Genomic DNA, 19,357 nt, shown 5'->3' with positions numbered 1-19,357 from the left:
GTCTATAATTTTGATTTCAACTCTTCAATCTGTTCTAAGTGCCTCTTCTCATGATAACCAATGAACGGTACCCACTCATCCAAACGGATTTGGCCGAAAATAGGGTGAGGATACGCTTTTTTCTGTAAAGCTTCCTTACTCGTTGTTCCAAGAAATTGGAGAAGATCTTTTCGGGACGCTTCCAGTTTTTCCTTCATTTGCTGAAGAGTCTGTTTTTCTTCTGAAGGAACCACAAAAGGAGGGGCGTCTACCTTGGTCGATCGATTTACCGCATAGTGAATCGGCTTCGACTCCACCTGCTGTTCTTCGCCTTTTTCTAGGGTCAACTGAATTGTTTTGGTGAGAGATCTCTCCATTAAATAAAGATGATCCAATACCTGCATGATCGTCCAGCGGCCTTCTTCCAACTCTTTGTTACATTCCTTGTCTGTTAGGTCATTCACACTATTTAGTAATTCAGAACGAATATCTTCAATGATCTTTATTTCTTTCTCCATGCCAGATCCTCCTCATATTTGCTTTCAAGCTCATTTTACTCTTGGAGAGGGGTTACGTACAGTAATAGCACTTAGGCGGTTTATTAGTAGGAATAGCAAACGGGAAGACCGCCTTTGTAGCGGTCTTCCCGTTTGTTGGGTATTCGATCTATTAAGCTTCCGACTTCACTTCGTCAAAATCCGGTGCAATCGCCTTGCGGATAAACAGTGAAATCAAGAATGCAATTGCGGCCAAGGCAAGGGCAAACCAATAGGCATGATGAACACCGTAGGTCATGGCATTGTGAAGGATTCCTTCTGTTACCCCACCTGCTTGCTCTTCAATGTATCCTTTCTGACTTTGGGTCATGATGCTGACAAAAATGGAAACCCCGAGTGCACCGGCAACCGGCTGCAATGTGTTGGCAATGGCGGTTCCGTGTGGGTATAAGTGCTTCGGCAGTTCATTCAATCCATTGGTTTGAGCAGGCATCATGATAGCGGATATCGACAACATGAGAATCATGTAGACCAGTACAAATAACCAAATGGGTGTAGCCGGATTGATGCCGCTAAAGAATATCATGACTCCCACCAATGTGAGTGTGCCTGGTATGATGAGTTTCCTAGGGCCGTATTTATCGAAAAGGGAGCCCATGGTAGGAGACATCAGGCCATTCAGCAGTGCTCCCGGAAGCAGCAATAATCCCGCGGCTTTTGCAGAAAATCCGAGTGGACCTTGAAGGTACATCGGCATCACGATTTCGGAAGCGAACATGGCCATAATGACGATGACGAAAATGGTCACACCTCTCGTGTAGCTCTTGTACCGGAATACCCTTACATCAAGGAGCGGTTCATCAAGCTTCAATTGTCTCAGGACAAAGAGGATGACACTGATCACAGATATGGCGATGATGGTAATGATTTTCACCGAAGTAAATCCTGCTTCTTCTTCACCTGCAGCACTGAAGCCGTAAACGATCCCGCCGATCCCTATAGAAGAAAGGATGATTGAAAGTACATCCACAGCGGGACGTGAAACTTCACCGACATTCTGTAAGTATTTCATGGCAAACAGAATCGAAAATACGGCAAATGGGATGACGGTGATAAACAACCATCTCCAGCCGAGGAAATCGACAATCACTCCAGACAGAGTCGGCCCGATGGCGGGTGCGAACATGATCACCAAACCAAATGTACCCATGATTTTGCCGCGGACTTCAGGGCGGTAAATCAGAAGCAGGGCGTTCATAATGACAGGGATCAACAAACCTGTTCCAACAGCCTGAATCATCCTCCCAATAAGGAGCATGGGGAAATTCAGGGCACAGGCTGCGATGACTGTGCCGAGTAGAAATACACTCATGACACCGATGAACATCTGTCTTGTTGTGAACCACTGAATCAATAGGGCGGAGATAGGCATCAATACCCCCATCACCAGCATGAATCCTGTCGCAAGCCATTGGACAGTGGGGGCATCCACGTGAAAGACGGCCATTAATTCTGTGAGGGCGATATTTAGTAACGTTTCATTTAAAATGGCAAAAAAAGCACCGATCATGAAGGTTATGAGGATTGCTTTTGAATTTAGTTTATTTGTCATGTTGTTCCTCCAAATAAAGTATAAAATGTAACACTTATCTATAATGCTTGAAGAAGTGAAATATCTCAAGGGGAAAGTTTGAACCGTAGTAAAAGTAACGTTTCATTTACTAAATGGTACATAAGCAGTTTTTTCAATCATATAAAATAAAAAAGAGAGGAGACTATGTCTCCCCTCAAGATATTATGATTTATGCTTCTCGTTTTTTTCTTCTGAAGCGGTGGAAGACCATGTACATCATCGGTACGATGATCAGCGTTAATATAGCTGAGAACAGAATACCTGATATGATGGTGACCGCCAATGGGGTGAATAGAGCATCACCACTGACTGCCACTGGAATCAGGGCGACAATCGAGGTAAGGGCGGTGAGTAGGATAGGGCGAAGTCGTGTACGACCAGATTCAACGACTGCTTCTTTCACACTCATTCCGCTTTGTAATCCTTGTTCGATAAACTCAATTAACACGACTGAATTCCGTACGACGATTCCGGTTAGGGAAACCATACCCATAACGGCAAGGAAGCTGATCGGAGTCTGAGTGACGAATAATCCGAGAATCGCACCTGCAATCGCCAGGTAAACTGCAACCAGAACAAGGAATGGCAGCGATAAAGAATTGAACTGAAGTGCAATTAACAAATACACCAGGAAAATCACGATGATAAACAGGATGGTGATTTCTGCGAAGAAGTCATTTTGTGCTTCATTTTCCCCGCCTAGAGTAATGGAATAGTTATTGTCATCCAGATCCTTCCTGACATCTTTCACGATTTCCTGTACATTTTCTTTATAATTCTCTTCTTCACCAGGGAAGGCGCGTATCGTAATGGCACGCTCACCATCCTTATGAGGGATGAGTTGAAGCTCTTCCTTCTTTTCAGGTGTCACCAGTTCGTCAAGTGAAACCAACTTCGGTGGTCCGGCAGGGTTTGCACTTTGAGCCGGAACTTCCAGGGAAGTAAGATCGACTTCACCTTCGTTTCCTTCCAGTAAGAGAGTCATATCGCGTTTTGTCACACCATTATCGAAAGATTTCATCGGAATGCCTTCAGTAGCCAAGCGCAGCTGCTGGCTGACATCATTTATTGTAATTCCATTTTCTTTAAGTTTTTCGCGATTAGGCTCATATACAATAGTTGGTTCCATTTTTCCGACGTTATCAACGACCAATTCAGTATCCAATGAATTTATTTCAGTGGAAATTTTATCCCTTAGTTCAATTAATCGATCCATATCCGGACCTGAGACAGTCACCGTGACAGGAGCCCCTGCCGGCGGACCTTGCTGGATTGTTTCCATGAAAATCTTTGCTTCAGGATACTCTTTTCGCAATCTGTCCGTCCACTCATCGATCAATCCTTGGGCAGTCTGGTTTTTTCGATCCACCCTTGCGACCAATTGACCTGTATTTTGACCTGAATTGGATAATGAACTGTTGAACAGATTCGGTAAGCCAGTACCTGCAAAGGAAGACGTTTCATAGACACCTTCATCTGTTTTTAAAAGTTGTTCCATTTCTTCCAGAGTATTGGATGTTTCTTCGATCGGCGTACCGATCGGTAACGTTACATCGACTGTCACTTCTTCACGATCGGCAGAAGGGAAGAATTCAAAAGGTGTCAGAGCGATCAGACCAAAGATCGCAGTCGTGAACACGAGGCCAATCGCAGAAACGACGAACGGTCTTTTCGAGAATTTTTTCAGCACAGTATCGGCATAGAAATCCGCGATCTTATTTAATGGTTTACCTAACAGCCCGGGGGCATCGGAAACTTTTTTCTTCGTTTTGCTATAAAGAAAGTATCTCATGATAGGAACGAAAATCAGTGCCACCAATGTAGATGCAATGATGGTTGTAATCAAGACAGTCGGTAGAGCCCTGATGAACGCTCCGTTTCCGCCTGATAAGAATATGAGCGGTAGGAAAGTGAACACAATCGCAAGGGAGGAAGTCACGATTGACACCCATATCTCCTTCACACCGGTTATGGCACCCATAAGAGCACCGTCCCCGAGTTTATATCTGCGTTGGATATTGTCGTTTACAACGATGGAATCATCGACCAGGATCCCGAGGGCGATGATGGCTCCGATGACGGAAATCTGATTGAGATCCACTCCTGCAAATGGCAGGGGAATCAATCCCATCAATACGGAAATCGGTACGGCAAGTGCCACTACAAAAGCACCTGAAATTGTCAGGCCAAGAGCTGTAGTCAGGATAACAGCCACAACGGAAATAGCGAGGGACTTAAACAAACCATCGAAAATGTCCGTCACAGTAGAGGCTTGAGAATAGTAAGGTACTAGTTCTACACCGGCTGGAAGGGAGTCCGATAGTTCATCCACTTTGTCACTCACTCTTTCATCGACCGTTGGGATATCCTCACCGGGCTGTACAAAAGCAGTAAATGATAGTGAAGGTTTTCCTTCAAACGTTACAATATCCCTGACTTCTTTAGGGGACACTTTCACATTAGCAATGTCTCCGAGTAAGATCGATTCGCCTTTGGGATTTTTCCCGACAAAGAGTTCCTTCATTTCATCTAAGGTAGTGAAATGATCGACAGTCAGTTGAACAACTTCGTTATCCACTTCCTGCTTTCCGAGTGGAGTAGGATAATACTCATCATTGATGGCATTTATAACTGAAGAGGGGTTCAGGCCAGAAGCCTTGAGTTCCTCTTTCTTTAATTCGATCTTGATTTCTTCTTCGGGAAGACCTTTGATGGTGACACTTGAAACCCCGGATAGGTCCTCTATTTCCTCTTTCCATCTGCTGACCTCATCGTCCAGCTCAAGGAGTGACTCCTTATTTTCACTGACTAAATGATAAGATACGATGGGCATTTTGACCGTGGATTCATTGACTTCAGGGTCGAACACCTCTTCCGGAAAAGAGGTTGATGCATCAGAGACGGCTTGGCGCACATCCCCGAACACTTCTTTTTTGTTTTCCCCATCTTCAACCTCTACAATAATAGTAGAGAAACCGGCTGCGGAAGAAGAACTGATTTCTTTAATGCCTCCGATTGATTGGAGAGAAGATTCTATCGGATTTGTAATGGTCCTTTCAACGGAATCAACGGTAGCCCCGGGATATACAGTTGTGACTGTACCGATGTTGACACTCGTTTCCGGTATTTCACGTTGTGGCAATTGAATAAAGGTGAAAATTCCGATGATCACAAATAATAAGATGAAGATCAGGACGATTTTTGAACGATTCAAAATAGCTTTTAACATGGTTTCATCCTCCTTTGATAATGTTTGACTTGTGGGTCATTCATTTTTTCTGTAAGTGTTTAATCATTGATATATCAGTCATATATTTAGTTGACTCACTAGTCATTTTACCTAAAAAAATCATCTAGTCAAGAATTAATGCTCTTCTCATTTTTACCGGGAATGGTTAAAATGAGAAGGGGATAGTTTTCTCTGGATATAGAGGTGTAGAAAATGGATAAGCGGAATGCAATACTCGAATCAGCAGTTGAACTCTTTGGAGCTCACGGTTACAATCAGACGTCCATGCAGCAAATCGCCGAAAGTGTCGGCATATCAAAAGGCTCCCTTTACTCATATTTTCAATCAAAGGAAGATTTGATCATATCGATTTACGAACATTATCAACAGCTTGTATTTGAACGGGCATTCGTTGTAGGATTGGATGGGAATCTGCCTCCGATGGAGAGATTTGCAAAACAGTTCCAAGTACAATTCGAAGGGATATTGGAGTACAAGTCTTATATGAAGATGCACATGCGAGGGGAATCCACGAAAAATAGTGAAAAACTGGCGGCTATGGAGCATCGTATGAGGGGGCGTCTGTTCAGCTGGCTTGAACAGAATCTCCTCGAGGTGTATGGAGAAGAAATAAGACCTTACAAATGGGATCTGATGTGGATGACCCAATCCATCTATGCGTCTTATATGATGCTGATGATATCTCATGATGACACTCTTGATCCCTCAAGGCTGGGAGCACATTTAGTAAGGCAGATTACGCTTCTTGCTAATGACTTCCTAAGTGGAAATAGCTCTCCGCAATTGAATGACGACATGATGAAATCCTTTTCTGTCAGTATGGACAAGGAAGGTGCTTTCATATCGTTTGAGAACAGGGAGAACGCTTGGAGATCCCTGTATGGGAAGATCAAGGGGATGGATAATGGTAGAGATTATATGGTCATAGCGAATCGGATTTCTGAGGAATGCCGTGAATCGGAGCCGGACAAATTGATCTTGAAGGGATTATTCCGATTACTGATGGATTCGGAAGAGTTAAGAATCGAAGCTGAAGAATTAGAAAGACAGCTCCTTCCCGTGTGAATGGGAAGGAGTTTTTTTGTGAAGGAAGCATTTTCTGGGCGATTCTCTGTGCCAATTCGATAGAACCGATGGTCAATTTATTCCATTCTCATTTCTATTTCATGACAAATTGTTTTAAATTTCGACAAGAAGGGTATAAGAATGTTGGCGCATTTATACGGTAATACTAATTCCGTGGGTCGTCAGGATTATACAAGATCCTGGACGACTTTTATTTTGGCCAAAAATACATAGATAAAGGAGGGTGTACCTGTGGAGAAATGGATGGAATTTCTAGAGGTGAATGCACCTCGGATTCTTGATCTGACGATAGAGCATGCGGTTCTCGTGGGTCTTGCGATCATCGTCGCTTTACTGATCGGGGTACCTTTGGGAATTTATTTAACGACAAACGATTATCTTGCTGAGACGGTGTTGCAGATTGCCTCTGTCATGCTGACGATTCCGAGTATTGCCTTATTTGGAGTGATGATTCCGATATTCTCTATCATCAATCAGGGAATTGGCTTTGTTCCTGCCTTTGTGGCACTGGTACTCTATTCTCAGCTGCCGATCATACGAAATACATATACAGCGATACGGAATGTGAGCCCGGAGATGCGAGATGCGGCAAAGGGGGTTGGGATGAAGACTCATCAGCGTCTACTGAGAGTCGAAATTCCAAATGCCTTTCCGGTTATAATGGCAGGCATACGTACGGCAGTCGTCATGAATATCGGAATCGGTGTCATAGCGGCTTACATAGGGGCCGGTGGGCTTGGTGTCCTCATCACACAGGGGATTTCGAGAGGGGACAACTACCTGATCATCAGTGGTTCTGTGGCAGTGGCAATACTTGCCATGATCGCTGACGCCATCTTGTTGTGGATACAAAAACGCTATACACCAAAAAGCATTGCATAAAGTGAAAGAGGTGAAGAGATGATTACATTTGATCAGACTACTAAGACATACGAAGGCGATGTGACAGCGGTTAAAGGTGTCGACTTTACCGTGGAAAAAGGTCATATCATCGTACTGCTTGGACCTTCGGGCTGCGGTAAGACGACTTTATTACGAATGGTGAATCGACTGGAGTCGATTACCGATGGGAAAATCATCATCGACGGACAGGATTCAATGGAATTAAACCAGATTGAGCTTCGCAGAAAAATCGGTTACGTCATCCAAAGCAACGGACTCTTTCCGAATATGACGATAGAAGAGAACGTCATGATTGTTCCTGACATGTTAGGGTGGGGAAAGAAAGAGAAAAAGGAACGCTTCAACAAATTGATGGATATGATCGGGCTGAGCGGGGATAAATTCGGAAAACGATATCCCCATGAACTATCCGGGGGACAGCAGCAAAGAATCGGTGTCATTCGTGCGCTGGCAGCAGATCCTCCCGTCATGTTGATGGATGAGCCGTTCGGGGCACTCGATCCGATCATCCGTGAGAAGATACAGGATGAATTCCTGCAGATTCAACGGGAAGTGAAGAAAACCATCTTGTTTGTAAGTCATGATATCGATGAAGCAATCAAGATGGCAGACAAGATTGTATTATTACGGGGAGGGGAAATCATGCAGTATGATACTCCCTCAGAGATGCTTGTCCGTCCTAAGAGTGACTTTGTATATGAGTTCTTCGGGAAAGACCGTGCCATAAAGAGCCTCAGTCTACATACGATATCCGATTTGAAGAATATTATTGGATTGGCAGATTTTGATGAATCGATTCCTGATACGAAGACCATCAATGTGCGTCACGATCTCAGAAATACGTTGTCGATGCTCTTGAATCAGGAAGCTGATCAAGTGATCGTGACGGATGATGGTGGGAATAAATTAGGCGCAATCACCATCGATCTAGTTCAGAAGTATCTTCATTATGAAATCAAAGGAAAATCGAACGTGGTTCAGAAAGGATGATACGGTGAATACCAAGAAGATAGTCAGTAATATTGTCCGGTATGTAGTGTATGCACTTGTCATCCTTTTCTTTGGCTGGGCGATAAAAAATCATTATTTTGATTATATGTTTAGTCAATCCAATACATTTCTCCATTTATTGAAACAGCATCTTCAGCTGGTCCTGGTGTCTTCGTTGCTTGCTCTTGTGGTGGCGGTTCCAGTGGGGATCTTGATTACCCGAAAGCAGTTCAGGAGGGCTGAGTGGATTGTGTCGAATACAGTTAATTTTGGCCAAACCATTCCAAGTCTGGCTGTACTTGCCCTGATGATCAGTATTTTGGGCATCGGGTTTAAAACAGCCATATTCGCTCTGTTTATTTATTCCCTTTTACCGATTTACCGAAATACAGTTGCAGGTATCGACTCGATTGATGAGAATCTCATTGATGCAGCAAGAGGGATGGGGATGAAACCTCATCAAATCCTTTTCCGTATTGAATTGCCGAATGCAGCTTACTCGATCCTTGCAGGGATCAGGACAGCTGTCGTACTTAACATAGGAACTGCCGCTCTGGCGTACGTCGTTGGAGGAGGCGGGTTAGGTGTCTGGATATTTACTGGGATTCAACTATTCGATAATGGCTATCTGATTTCAGGAGCTATTCCGGTAACGATACTCGCCATTCTCGTAGATTTATTATTGAGACTCATTGAGCGGCTGGTCGTTCCTAAAGGCACGAAACAAACATTGGAAATGTAATGGTTGAAGCAGGAGGTGACATTCATGAAACAGAAGCTGAAATGGGTTGGGATGGTGACCCTTATACTTATGCTTACCGCATGTTCGAACGTTGGGATAGGCGGCAAGCAAATATCCGTCGGTGGCAAGAACTTTACCGAGCAATACCTGCTTTCTGAGATGACGGCCTTTCTTTTAAAAGAAGAGGGGTTTAAAGTCAAGCAGATGAACAATCTTGGAAGTACCGTCGTCCGTAAGGCACTGGAAAATGAGCAGGTGGATCTGATGTGGGAATACACGGGAACAGCCTTGATCACCTATATGGGGCAGGAACCGATGTCAGATCCCGAGAAAACGTTTGAAAAAGTGAAAGAGCTTGATTCAAAAAAAGGAATTCACTGGATGAATATGTCCAATGTGAATAACACATACGCCCTTGCCATGAATAAAGACGAGGCAAGGGAGTTGGGAATCGAATCAATCAGTGATCTAGCTCAATACGTTAATAGTCATCCTGGTGAATTGACAATGGCATCTGATGCTGAATTTGCTAATCGTGCCGATGGACTTCCAGGTGTGGAGGAGAAATACGGCTTCAAATTCGGTTCGGGACAGATAAAGCAGATGGATCTTGGCTTGACTCAAAGAGCTTTGAATAACCATCAGGTGGACGTATCGGTTGCCTTTGAAACGGATGCAACGATCGTGGATTATGATCTTGTCACTTTAAAGGATGATAAAAATTTCTTCCCGCCTTACAGGGCAGCTGTCAGTATTAACAAAGAAGTATATAAAAAGTATCCCGAAATCAAAGAAATCACTGGGAAATTGGCAGATAAACTAAACAGTGATATTATGCGGGAACTGAATTACAAAGTGGATATTGAAGGAAATAGTGTATCCGTTGTGGCCCATGATTGGCTGGTGGAAAATGACTTAATAAAAGATTGATATAAGAGCTTAATAGGACTGGACCGATTGTGGTTCAGTCCTATTTCTTTTTTGTTATAAATTACCAGTATAGCTTTTCTGTCTAATCAGAACGCCGGAAAATGAATACTCTATAGTATTGACGTCTTGACCAAGGCAATATTGGAGGAATAGAAGATGAAACCGACTGTATCAATAGTGATCCCTTTTTATAACTGTACTTACGTGGATCAGGCCATTCGAAGCGCCTTAAACCAAACGTACCTGAATACTGAAGTCATTGTCGTGGATGATGGCTCTACAAGAGAGTTGGAAAGATTGACCCCTTTCCTGAACAGAATTACGTATATAAAAAAAGAAAACGGAGGGACAGCAACCGCCGTTAATGAAGGGATCAAAAAATCCAGTGGTGAATATATCGTCTGGTTGAGTTCGGATGATCACTTTCATAAACAAAAAGTAGAAAAACAATTGAATTACATGATTAGTAAAGGCGCCAAAGCAAGTTTTCATAATTATGATTATATAAATAAAGACAATGAAATATTGCTTCCGTTCGTAGGGAAAAGGTTTTCAAATGCAGAAGAAATCTACCGTTCAATCACGCGTATCAACCCCATTAACGGGTGCTCTGTGATGGTTCACAGAGATGTATTTAAGAATATTGGTTATTTCAGTCCGAATCTGAAATTCACTCAAGACTATGAAATGTGGTGCCGTATGCTGATGAAAGGCTATGTCATTTACTATTTGGATGAAGTCCTGCTCAAATATCGGTCGCACCCTGACTCCGGAACGAGTAAGCATCCTGACCAAATGAAAAGGGAAGTGACTGCGATCAGGCATTACTATAATCATCAGATCCATCAATATGCAGTCCAACACTCAGACAAGTTAAAAAGCATCAAGTTCTAAAAGAAGAATGGATGTTTTAAACACTATCGTTTGACATATGACACCGTGTCACATAAAGTGGGGAATGTTCCATGTGACGCGGTGTCATTTTTTGAAGGAGGAATGCAAAATTGCCTAAACCTACATTCTTCAATTTGAAGGAAGAGAAAAGGAACGTTTTGGTGGAAGCAGCCAAGAAGGAGTTTTCCAGGGTATCCCTATATGATGCCTCCATTGCAAACATCCTGAAGACCGCTGGAATCCCAAGGGGAAGCTTCTATCAGTACTTTGAAAATAAAGAGGATGCCTTTTTCTACCTCGTTGGTGAGCATGCCCGGAAACGGTTTGAAACCTTTATTGCTTTGTTGGAAACCCATGATGGGGATTTGTTCGAAGCGACAAGGGTCATGTTTCATACAATGCTGGCGTTTTCCTATGAGAATGGACAAAATAATTTTATTCGGAACGTCCTCTTGAATATGAATTACAAAATAGAAAAAACGTTCACTCAGACGTTAACCAGGGAAACTATCGATCAGCGCTATGAAGAAATCTTCCTCTTAGTAAATAAAGATCAATTTGCCATTGATAATAAATCGGATTTGTATCATGTATTGCAAATCCTTTCAGCGGTCACATTCCATAACCTTGTTCAGAGCATTGCTGACGAATTGACTCTTGAAGAAGCCCTGGGAAAATACGATAAGGAAATAAACATGATTAAAAGAGGATTGTGTAAATCCTCTTCATAATTGAATAGAAAGAAGGGAGAACATGAATAACACAAATTCCAATACCCAATCCGAAACCTTTAACAAAACACCATTGCTCATAGTCCTCATATCAGGCGCGTTCGCAGCCATACTCAATCAAACGTTGCTTGGGACGGCTCTCCCTCATATCATGACGGATCTGAATCTTGATGCGAGTACCGCCCAGTGGCTTACGTCGATCTTTATGCTCGTGAACGGGGTGATGATCCCGATTACGGCATTCCTGATCGAGCGCTTCACGACAAGGGCTTTATTCCTGAGTGCCATGGGCTTATTTGCAGGCGGGACGCTCATATGTGCTGTTGCACCTAACTTCGGCTTCTTGATGGTCGGAAGAATCATCCAGGCTTCGGGAGCAGGTATCATCATGCCACTTATGCAAACCATCCTCTTTCTTATTTATCCTGTTGAGAAAAGAGGAGCGGCCATGGGAATGTTCGGACTGGTCATTTCATTCGCTCCGGCAATCGGACCGACCCTTTCTGGCTGGCTTGTTGAACAATTCCCTTGGAGAAGCTTGTTCTATGTGATTTTACCGATCGTCATCGTGGATTTTATCGTCGCGTATTTCATTTTAAAGAATGTGACCAAACAAACGTATCCGAAACTCGATATTCTTTCCATCATTCTTTCTTCACTTGGATTTGGTGGATTATTGTATGGCTTCAGTATTGCAGGAAGCCAAGGGTGGGGGAGTGTTCAGGTCATTGTATCGATGATTGTGGGAAGTGTGACACTCTTCTGGTTCATCACAAGACAGTTTAAGTTGAAGCAGCCGATTCTCGAATTCCGTGTGTTTCAAAATAAGATGTTCACATTAACGACAGTGCTGGGGATGGTCGTGTTTATCGCGATGATCGGAGCGGCTACGGTCCTTCCTCTTCTTATGCAGAATATGCTGGGGTTCTCCGCCTTTGAATCAGGCCTTATGCTCCTTCCCGGGGCACTTTTGATGGGGCTGATGAACCCTATTACCGGGAGGATCTTTGATAAGTTCGGAGCCCGGTGGCTTGCCATTATCGGGTTGACCATTCTCACAGTCACGACGTTTATGTTTACGAATTTATCATCAGACACCTCGTTTATGTATCTGGCAACGGTCAATGCCGTCAGGATGTTCGGGGTTGCCATGGTCATGATGCCGGTAACCACTGCCGGGCTGAATCAGTTGGATAGGAGTCTGATCCCACACGGCACAGCTATGAACAATACGATGAGACAAGTCTCAGGTGCCGTCGGAACTGCACTTCTAGTAACTGTGATGACAACGAGTGCCGATCCCGGAAGAGGACTGGAAGGGATGATTCATGGCGTCAATGTCTCATTCATCGTTGCCGGCATTACGGCAATTGCTGGACTCGTTCTCTCCTTTTTCATAAAAAGCGGGCGACCAGCGAGAGTTAGAAGTAATGCCTGATGAAATAGAGGGACGGACCTGGTCACATGCCAGGTCCGTCCCTCATTTTATTTCCCTTCCTGCAAATACTCTTCGTTTTTCCAGTCGGTAACGAACATACATCCCGGGGAATGGGTGAGCATGTAGGGGATTTTCGCATGAAGGGCCACTGCCTGAGGGGTAACCCCGCAAGCCCAGAACATGGGAGTCTCTCCATCCCTTATTCCGACAAAGTCGCCGTAATCCGGTTTCGTGATATCCTGTATGCCGATTTCAGCGGGATCGCCGATATGGACAGGAGCACCGTGCATTTTTGGGAAAAGTGCGGTTATTTCTGCTGCTTTCTGTACGAGTGAATCAGGTATTGGTCTCATGGAAACGACCATGGGCCCTTCAAATACTCCGGCTTTTTCCGTCTGAATATCGGTCTGATACATGGCTACATTTTTATTTTCCTCAATATGACGCAGAGGGATGTCCCCCTTAATAAGCTGACTCTCGAATGTGAAACTGCATCCGATTAGGAAGCTTACCAGATCCTCGCTCCATATTTCATCGATCCGCTGCTTCTTATCAACTAATTGGCCATCTTCATACACGTGATACAAAGGGATGTCAGTGCGAATATCTGAATTTTTACCATACTTGGATTGGAATTGCCCTGGTTCCAACACTTCGACGATCGGACAGGATTTTGGGTTGCGCATGGTGAATAATAAAAAGTCAAAGGCATATTCCTTAGGAAGAACAACCAGGTTCGCTTGTACATAATCCTGGCAGACACCTGAAGTGTGAGTTTGGTGCTTTCCGCATCTGATGCTCGTTCTTAGTTCTGAAGGTAACATGGAAACAGGCTCTCCTTTAAAATGAAATTTTAATAGTCTGAAGATTGGTATCCATCTTATCATATATTTGTGCTACGTTATCAGTAATTAATCATTTCAGTTAGGGGGAATCGAATTTGTCTCAAAATCTCCACGGCATGGATCCGAAATTATTATCGGATTTACAGTCGCAAAAAGAAACGTTATGGACAAACCCGTTAATCCAATCGGGTGATATCCCAGAGGGCGGTCTCCGGGAAATCTTTGACGCGGAGCAGCGGTTCGCCCGTTTTGCTCCCTATATAAAAAAGGTCTTCCCAGAAGCGGCAAACGGAATGATCGAGTCCCCAATCAAGCGGCTGGGAAACATGGAAATTGCGCTTCAAGATTATTTTCAAACAACGATAAAAGGTCAGCTGCTCCTCAAATGTGACAACGAGCTCCCGATTGCAGGTTCGATCAAAGCCAGGGGAGGCATTTATGAAGTATTGAAAATTGCGGAAACGGTTGCTTTGGAACAGAACTGGATCCAAGAGACAGACGACTATACGGTGCTGGCATCGAGTCGCTTCAGGAATTTCTATTCAAGGTATTCCATCGCTGTCGGTTCCACGGGAAACCTTGGATTAAGTATAGGAATAATGGGGGCGGCGCTAGGTTTCAAGGTCACTGTACATATGTCCCGGGATGCGAGAGGGTGGAAGAAGGAGCTCTTGAGAGAAAAGGGGGTTAACGTTATAGAACATGAACAAGACTTCTCCCATGCGGTTGCTGAAGGAAGAAAGCAGTGTGAGTTGGATCCAGATTGTTTCTTCATTGATGATGAAAATTCAAAGGATTTATTCATGGGCTATGCAGTTGCGGCACTCAGGCTTAAGAAACAGTTTGAGGTAGAGGGGATCCTTGTAGATCATGACCACCCTTTGATTGTTTACCTGCCATGCGGGGTGGGCGGTGGTCCAGGTGGGGTGACCTATGGTTTGAAGCATGTATTCGGTGAACATGTTCATTGTTATTTTGCAGAACCTGTCAATTCCCCTTGTATGCTCCTTGGACTTGCATCAGGCAGACATGAAGGGATTTCAGTCCAGGATATTGGATTGAGCAATCGTACGGAAGCGGATGGTTTGGCGGTGGGCAGACCCTCTGCCCTTGCAGGTAGAATGATTAACGAACTGGTGAACGGGGTATATACGGTAAGCGATAAGAATCTATTCAAATTGCTTACTTTGCTGCATCAGTCAGAATCCATCTTCGTCGAGCCGTCGGCAGTGGCGGGGATGTTTGGTCCCTTCCTGCCGGATGTGCAGGAACACCTTTCCTCTATTGACGTGGAATTATCACATGCCACCCATGTAGTATGGGCCACGGGAGGAAGTCTAGTGCCGGAAGCCATCAAGGATGAGTACGTGAAAAAAGGCAAGGTTTTTTTGGTTGGCTGAGTTGCCGGGTAGCATGGAACTAGGCGGATGCACACCTTCTGAATCCACGCATATGATATCGTGGTAAAAAGCAGAAGGGAATGATCAGAATGTACAATGTGCCGATGACTTATTCATCATACCCCCACACCTTTGCAAACTCTGCCCCAAGAAGTGAAGATACTCCTCAGCACCTAGTGAATACCCTGCTTAACGGTATAAGCAGAAAAGCATCTACAGCAGACTTATATGATCGATTGGCCTGGGCCGCACCAACTAGTGAGGAACGTCTAAATCTAATGCGAATGAAGGAAGACGAGGAAAGGCATTGGTGGGAGTTAACCCATTTATACACCTCCCTTACCGATACCCAGCCTTCTTATCAAGTAGAACGAATTCCTTTTCATTCCTATCGGGATGGCCTGCAAAGAGGGTATGAAGCTGAGCTTGAAGATTATGAACTATATCGGATTTGCAGCATGCAGGCACAGCATTCCACGGTATACGAAGTCCTTGTGAATACGTGCAGGGATGAGTGGGGGCATGCCGAAAGATTGAGTGTGTTAGGTGCAGAAGAAGACAATCGGATGATGTCAAAGGATTATGGGCCATACCCGTATTCCGTGAACATCGATGAGGTGACGGTTGCTAATGAGACGTTCCGTACGGCTTTATGGACGGGTGAACATTTACAGGTTACGCTTATGAGCATCAATCCCGGGGAAGACATCGGTTTGGAAATTCACCCCAATACTGATCAATTCCTTCGTCTTGAACAAGGAGAAGGAATTGTGAGAATGGGTGATCGTCAGGATAACTTAACCTATGAGAAAGAGGTGAAGCAGGACTTTGCCATCATGATACCAGCCGGCACATGGCATAACGTCACCAATACCGGAAATACGCCTATCAAGTTGTACTCGATATATGCACCTCCTCATCATCCTCGGGGAACGGTCCACACCACCAAGGCTGACGCGATTGCGGCAGAGGAAGAGCACAGCAGTCAGTAAACATACCGGAATAAAAAGGATGTGGAATCGGAATGATTCGACATCCTTATAAATGAAACTGCCTGTTCCATCTCTTTAATATTTACAGAAAAAATCAGGAATTATATGTTAAAATGAAGCAGTGAGGATGAATAGAATGAAAGTTTGCAAGTGAGAGGATGAATCGATTCGTGAATAAAAGCAAAAAGATTATGGGATGGGCACAGCCTTTGATCATTGGGATAGCGTTAGCCGTCATTATTCGTTCCTTTATCGTCATACCCATCGTAGTTGAAGGAGCATCGATGAATACCACTTTACTGGATCATGATCGCATGATCGTAAATAAAATGGATGAACCCGAGCGCTTTGATATCATCGTATTTCACGCAACCAAAACGGAAGATTATATTAAACGTGTAATCGGACTGCCTGGTGACAAGATTGAATATAAAAATGATACGTTATACATAAATGGTGAAGCATATGATGAGCCTTACCTGGATGAACAAAAGGAAGTGACGGTAGGGGCGTTAACCCCTGATTTTACTTTGCAGGATACCCCATTAAAACAACTGACGGTTCCGGAAGGTGAATTATTTGTCATGGGTGACAACAGGAGATTCAGTAAGGACAGTCGCCAGATCGGCTCGATCCCCATCGATAAAGTAGTGGGAACGACAAATATTGTCTATTGGCCGGTTAAGGAGATGAAGATCATTCATAATTAGATGAGAGAAATGGTGATCATCCGCTTGTAAAGATTTTCAATTCCCGCTAATCAGAAAATACAAAGAATCTGGAGGATGGAAATATGGACAGCATCATCTTTGATCTGGATGGTACCTTGTGGGACCCGATCGAATCGGTACTGGAAGCATGGAATAAGACAATCATAGATCATGAAGGACTGAAGCAAGGAATCACCAGAAAGCACCTGGCAGGGACCATGGGGCTTCAAATGAAGGAAATTGGTAAGAAGTTGTTCCCGGAGTTGAATGAAGAGGAGAGGGAGCAATTATTGAAAGACCTTTCCCGTCGTGAAATTCCCCACCTGAGTAAAAACGGCGGTCAATTATATGACCATGTAGAGAAAATTCTGGAAAAGCTTTCAGAGAAATACAAATTATTCATCGTCAGCAACTGTCAGGACGGTTATATCGAAGCATTCTATGAGTATCATGGACTGGACAGGCATTTCATCGATTACGAGAACCCAGGGAGGACTGGTCTTTCAAAAGGGGAAAACATTAAACTCATCATCGACCGAAACCAATTAAAGGATCCTGTCTATATTGGAGATACAGAAGGCGATCGTAAAGCAGCCAAAGATGCAGGCATCCCCTTTGTATATGCATCATATGGATTTGGAAAAGTAGAATCATATGACTACCGGATTCAATCATTTGATGAATTATTGAACATCTTTTAGAAGTAAGGTCTGTTCTCTTCGAGGGACGGACCTTTCATTTTGTTCTCAATGAATGAGAAAGATTTCAATTTTATCTATGCATGTAAGAATCTTAGCCTGCAAGCTTCTTTTTATCCCGTTAAAATGGTAAGCTAATGAATTAGTAAACGCAAATTCACAGGAGGTATACAGATGAATATTGATAATAACGATATCTTAATTCGATTGCGTTACGCTCTCGATCTTAAAAATACAGAAATGGTAGACATCTTCAAGCTTGGCGGAATAGAATTATCTAAAGATGAAGTCATGAAAGTGCTGACGAAGTCAATGGAGCATGAAGAATCAGAAGATGGGATGAATAAAGAAGATGATCACATCCATTGTGACGATGAAATGTTCGAATCCTTTTTAAATGGCTTTATCACGTTCAAAAGAGGGAAGCGTGAACCTAAGCCTGGACAAGAAGAAAGACCGGAATTAACGTATGAACATGTGAATAATCTTCTTTTAAAGAAAGTTAAGATTGCCCTTTCCTTAACCAGTGAGGATATGATTGAGATCCTGGAATTAGCTGACGTTCATATCACAAAAGGGGAATTAGGTGCGATTTTACGAAGAGAAGGCCATAAAAATTACCGCATTTGCGGCGATCGCTACGCGCGGAACTTCTTAAAGGGATTGGCAATCCGATATAGGGGTTAGGAGATGAATCATACGTATTCAGGAAAGACGATTCAATTCCAGCTCAAATATAAAAACCGTAAATCAATCGGCATTTTCCTAGATAGCTATGGAAATATTGAAGTCCAAGCACCTAAAGGGACGGATGAAGAATCTGTCATTCGATTGCTGGAGAAACACTGGGATGGGGTCCTACAGAAATCGAATGAAATGAAGGAGCGCTTAAATGGCCCTCAGATGAAGTCCTATCAGCATGGAGAGCCTTTCCTGTATCTAGGGAAAAGCTTCCCCATTGAAGTTCTTCATACCCCTGACATCACGAAAGACGCTGTCACTTTTAGCGGGGATGCGCTAAAAATACAGGTCAGAGAGCTTGAAGATGAACGGATAAAGCAGGCGTTGAAACGTTTTTACTACAAGAGGTGCAAGTCCCTGGTAGAGAGCAGCATTGCTAATCATCAGCATCATTTTAAGAACAAGCCCAGGTCGGTACGTATTTCGGATAGTCAAAAGACATGGGGGACATGCGACGGTAGAAGGCAGCTGAATTTTAATTGGAAATTGGCCATGGCACCCCAGGAGGTCATCGATTATGTCGTTGTCCATGAAATGTGCCATATGATCCACCTCAACCACGATCGATCTTTCTGGAGGCTGGTTGGGAAGATTGTACCTGATTATAAAGAGAAAGAGAAATGGCTGGCAAGTACCAGTTGGAAGATGACGGTATAGTGGGTCATGTCATCAGCAGGTCGGGAGGGATGGAAAATGACAATCGCCAGTTTCCTTATCATTGCCTGGATACTCAGTTGGTTTAAATTTGATCGACTTTTTATTCAAGCATTTAAAGAGCTTTTCAAAAAAGAAGTGACAAAGGCAACCTATTATTTCACCTTTTTTTGCATTGGAACGATAGGGGACATCACTTTATTTTTTAACGGGACTTTTTATGATGTACTAGTGAGTTAGTGAA

19 protein-coding genes are annotated in these 19,357 nt (G+C 43.6%); 15 read left to right on the top strand and 4 right to left on the bottom strand.

What is annotated here, in order from left to right; all coding sequences use genetic code 11:
• Nucleotides 1-2 precede the first annotated feature (2 nt).
• The 3 genes from N5C46_RS03710 to N5C46_RS03700 form a co-directional block, all read right to left on the bottom strand.
• Complete coding sequence (locus N5C46_RS03710) at nt 3-497, bottom strand: DinB family protein (RefSeq protein ID WP_261750980.1); 495 nt, start codon at nt 495-497, stop codon at nt 3-5.
• A 151-nt stretch (nt 498-648) separates the two neighbouring features.
• Nucleotides 649-2,088, bottom strand: coding sequence for an MDR family MFS transporter (locus N5C46_RS03705; RefSeq protein WP_261750979.1), 1,440 nt, complete (start codon nt 2,086-2,088; stop codon nt 649-651).
• A 190-nt stretch (nt 2,089-2,278) separates the two neighbouring features.
• On the bottom strand, nt 2,279-5,338 hold the full coding sequence (locus tag N5C46_RS03700) for an efflux RND transporter permease subunit (protein ID WP_261750978.1): 3,060 nt from the start codon (nt 5,336-5,338) through the stop codon (nt 2,279-2,281).
• A 213-nt stretch (nt 5,339-5,551) separates the two neighbouring features.
• Between N5C46_RS03700 and N5C46_RS03695 the strand changes: the two genes are divergently transcribed.
• From N5C46_RS03695 to N5C46_RS03660, 8 genes are all read left to right on the top strand, one after another.
• Nucleotides 5,552-6,424, top strand: a complete 873-nt coding sequence (locus tag N5C46_RS03695) for a TetR/AcrR family transcriptional regulator (RefSeq protein ID WP_261750977.1) — start codon at nt 5,552-5,554, stop codon at nt 6,422-6,424.
• A gap of 264 nt (nt 6,425-6,688) precedes the next feature.
• A complete protein-coding gene (locus N5C46_RS03690) occupies nt 6,689-7,327 on the top strand; it encodes an ABC transporter permease (RefSeq protein ID WP_261752269.1) in 639 nt (212 codons plus the stop codon).
• A gap of 18 nt (nt 7,328-7,345) precedes the next feature.
• The gene (locus N5C46_RS03685; RefSeq protein WP_261750976.1) at nt 7,346-8,338 is read left to right on the top strand and encodes an ABC transporter ATP-binding protein; all 993 of its coding nucleotides are present in this window, start codon (nt 7,346-7,348) and stop codon (nt 8,336-8,338) included.
• Nucleotides 8,298-9,080, top strand: a complete 783-nt coding sequence (locus tag N5C46_RS03680) for an ABC transporter permease (RefSeq protein WP_261750975.1) — start codon at nt 8,298-8,300, stop codon at nt 9,078-9,080. Before N5C46_RS03685 ends, N5C46_RS03680 begins: the two co-directional genes overlap by 41 nt.
• 24 nt (nt 9,081-9,104) lie before the next feature.
• The gene (locus N5C46_RS03675; RefSeq protein ID WP_261750974.1) at nt 9,105-10,010 is read left to right on the top strand and encodes an ABC transporter substrate-binding protein; all 906 of its coding nucleotides are present in this window, start codon (nt 9,105-9,107) and stop codon (nt 10,008-10,010) included.
• 156 nt (nt 10,011-10,166) lie between these two features.
• A complete protein-coding gene (locus N5C46_RS03670; protein WP_261750973.1) occupies nt 10,167-10,904 on the top strand; it encodes a glycosyltransferase family 2 protein in 738 nt (245 codons plus the stop codon).
• A gap of 110 nt (nt 10,905-11,014) precedes the next feature.
• Nucleotides 11,015-11,635 carry a TetR/AcrR family transcriptional regulator gene (locus N5C46_RS03665; RefSeq protein ID WP_261750972.1) on the top strand — a complete coding sequence of 207 codons (621 nt, stop codon included), beginning with the start codon at nt 11,015-11,017 and terminating at the stop codon, nt 11,633-11,635.
• 22 nt (nt 11,636-11,657) lie between these two features.
• A complete protein-coding gene (locus tag N5C46_RS03660) occupies nt 11,658-13,073 on the top strand; it encodes an MDR family MFS transporter (protein WP_261750971.1) in 1,416 nt (471 codons plus the stop codon).
• Nucleotides 13,074-13,120: 47 nt separating this feature from the next.
• On the opposite strand, the gene N5C46_RS03655 is transcribed toward N5C46_RS03660, so the two are convergent.
• Nucleotides 13,121-13,897 (bottom strand): putative hydro-lyase, encoded by a 777-nt coding sequence (locus N5C46_RS03655; protein ID WP_261750970.1) that lies wholly within the window; start codon nt 13,895-13,897, stop codon nt 13,121-13,123.
• 137 nt (nt 13,898-14,034) lie between these two features.
• On the opposite strand from N5C46_RS03655, the gene N5C46_RS03650 reads away from it, so the two are divergent.
• The 7 genes from N5C46_RS03650 to N5C46_RS03620 all read left to right on the top strand — a co-directional run bounded on the left by N5C46_RS03650 (nt 14,035) and on the right by N5C46_RS03620 (nt 19,353).
• Entirely contained in the window at nt 14,035-15,318 is a 1,284-nt protein-coding gene (locus N5C46_RS03650; RefSeq protein ID WP_261752268.1) for a D-serine ammonia-lyase, read from the top strand.
• A gap of 80 nt (nt 15,319-15,398) precedes the next feature.
• Nucleotides 15,399-16,310 (top strand): cupin domain-containing protein, encoded by a 912-nt coding sequence (locus tag N5C46_RS03645; RefSeq protein WP_261750969.1) that lies wholly within the window; start codon nt 15,399-15,401, stop codon nt 16,308-16,310.
• Nucleotides 16,311-16,501: 191 nt separating this feature from the next.
• Nucleotides 16,502-17,020 carry a signal peptidase I gene (gene lepB, locus N5C46_RS03640; protein WP_261752267.1) on the top strand — a complete coding sequence of 173 codons (519 nt, stop codon included), beginning with the start codon at nt 16,502-16,504 and terminating at the stop codon, nt 17,018-17,020.
• A gap of 83 nt (nt 17,021-17,103) precedes the next feature.
• Nucleotides 17,104-17,721, top strand: a complete 618-nt coding sequence (locus tag N5C46_RS03635) for an HAD family hydrolase (RefSeq protein ID WP_261750968.1) — start codon at nt 17,104-17,106, stop codon at nt 17,719-17,721.
• A gap of 171 nt (nt 17,722-17,892) precedes the next feature.
• A complete protein-coding gene (locus N5C46_RS03630; protein ID WP_261750967.1) occupies nt 17,893-18,405 on the top strand; it encodes a YehS family protein in 513 nt (170 codons plus the stop codon).
• A gap of 3 nt (nt 18,406-18,408) precedes the next feature.
• Nucleotides 18,409-19,116 (top strand): M48 family metallopeptidase, encoded by a 708-nt coding sequence (locus N5C46_RS03625; protein WP_261750966.1) that lies wholly within the window; start codon nt 18,409-18,411, stop codon nt 19,114-19,116.
• A gap of 36 nt (nt 19,117-19,152) precedes the next feature.
• Nucleotides 19,153-19,353, top strand: a complete 201-nt coding sequence (locus N5C46_RS03620; protein ID WP_261750965.1) for a hypothetical protein — start codon at nt 19,153-19,155, stop codon at nt 19,351-19,353.
• Nucleotides 19,354-19,357 lie beyond the last annotated feature (4 nt).

It is taken from the genome of Rossellomorea vietnamensis (assembly GCF_025398035.1).
Classification (GTDB): Bacteria; Bacillota; Bacilli; order Bacillales; family Bacillaceae_B; genus Rossellomorea; species Rossellomorea vietnamensis_B.
Note: the sequence above shows the minus strand (reverse complement) of the source record. Positions and strands in the feature narration are given on the sequence as shown.

What these genes read in the sequence shown, in the direction of transcription:
- N5C46_RS03700 (WP_261750978.1), bottom strand. Translation starts at nt 5,338, where the DNA reads ATGTTAAAAGCTATTTTGAATCGTTCAAAAATCGTCCTGATCTTCATC.
- N5C46_RS03635 (WP_261750968.1), top strand. Translation starts at nt 17,104, where the DNA reads ATGGACAGCATCATCTTTGATCTGGATGGTACCTTGTGGGACCCGATC.
- N5C46_RS03625 (WP_261750966.1), top strand. Translation starts at nt 18,409, where the DNA reads ATGAATCATACGTATTCAGGAAAGACGATTCAATTCCAGCTCAAATAT.
- N5C46_RS03670 (WP_261750973.1), top strand. Translation starts at nt 10,167, where the DNA reads ATGAAACCGACTGTATCAATAGTGATCCCTTTTTATAACTGTACTTAC.
- N5C46_RS03680 (WP_261750975.1), top strand. Translation starts at nt 8,298, where the DNA reads ATGAAATCAAAGGAAAATCGAACGTGGTTCAGAAAGGATGATACGGTG.
- lepB (WP_261752267.1), top strand. Translation starts at nt 16,502, where the DNA reads ATGGGATGGGCACAGCCTTTGATCATTGGGATAGCGTTAGCCGTCATT.
- N5C46_RS03705 (WP_261750979.1), bottom strand. Translation starts at nt 2,088, where the DNA reads ATGACAAATAAACTAAATTCAAAAGCAATCCTCATAACCTTCATGATC.
- N5C46_RS03655 (WP_261750970.1), bottom strand. Translation starts at nt 13,897, where the DNA reads ATGTTACCTTCAGAACTAAGAACGAGCATCAGATGCGGAAAGCACCAA.
- N5C46_RS03650 (WP_261752268.1), top strand. Translation starts at nt 14,035, where the DNA reads ATGGATCCGAAATTATTATCGGATTTACAGTCGCAAAAAGAAACGTTA.
- N5C46_RS03690 (WP_261752269.1), top strand. Translation starts at nt 6,689, where the DNA reads ATGGAATTTCTAGAGGTGAATGCACCTCGGATTCTTGATCTGACGATA.
- N5C46_RS03710 (WP_261750980.1), bottom strand. Translation starts at nt 497, where the DNA reads ATGGAGAAAGAAATAAAGATCATTGAAGATATTCGTTCTGAATTACTA.
- N5C46_RS03630 (WP_261750967.1), top strand. Translation starts at nt 17,893, where the DNA reads ATGAATATTGATAATAACGATATCTTAATTCGATTGCGTTACGCTCTC.
- N5C46_RS03645 (WP_261750969.1), top strand. Translation starts at nt 15,399, where the DNA reads ATGATCAGAATGTACAATGTGCCGATGACTTATTCATCATACCCCCAC.
- N5C46_RS03660 (WP_261750971.1), top strand. Translation starts at nt 11,658, where the DNA reads ATGAATAACACAAATTCCAATACCCAATCCGAAACCTTTAACAAAACA.
- N5C46_RS03695 (WP_261750977.1), top strand. Translation starts at nt 5,552, where the DNA reads ATGGATAAGCGGAATGCAATACTCGAATCAGCAGTTGAACTCTTTGGA.
- N5C46_RS03675 (WP_261750974.1), top strand. Translation starts at nt 9,105, where the DNA reads ATGAAACAGAAGCTGAAATGGGTTGGGATGGTGACCCTTATACTTATG.
- N5C46_RS03620 (WP_261750965.1), top strand. Translation starts at nt 19,153, where the DNA reads ATGACAATCGCCAGTTTCCTTATCATTGCCTGGATACTCAGTTGGTTT.
- N5C46_RS03685 (WP_261750976.1), top strand. Translation starts at nt 7,346, where the DNA reads ATGATTACATTTGATCAGACTACTAAGACATACGAAGGCGATGTGACA.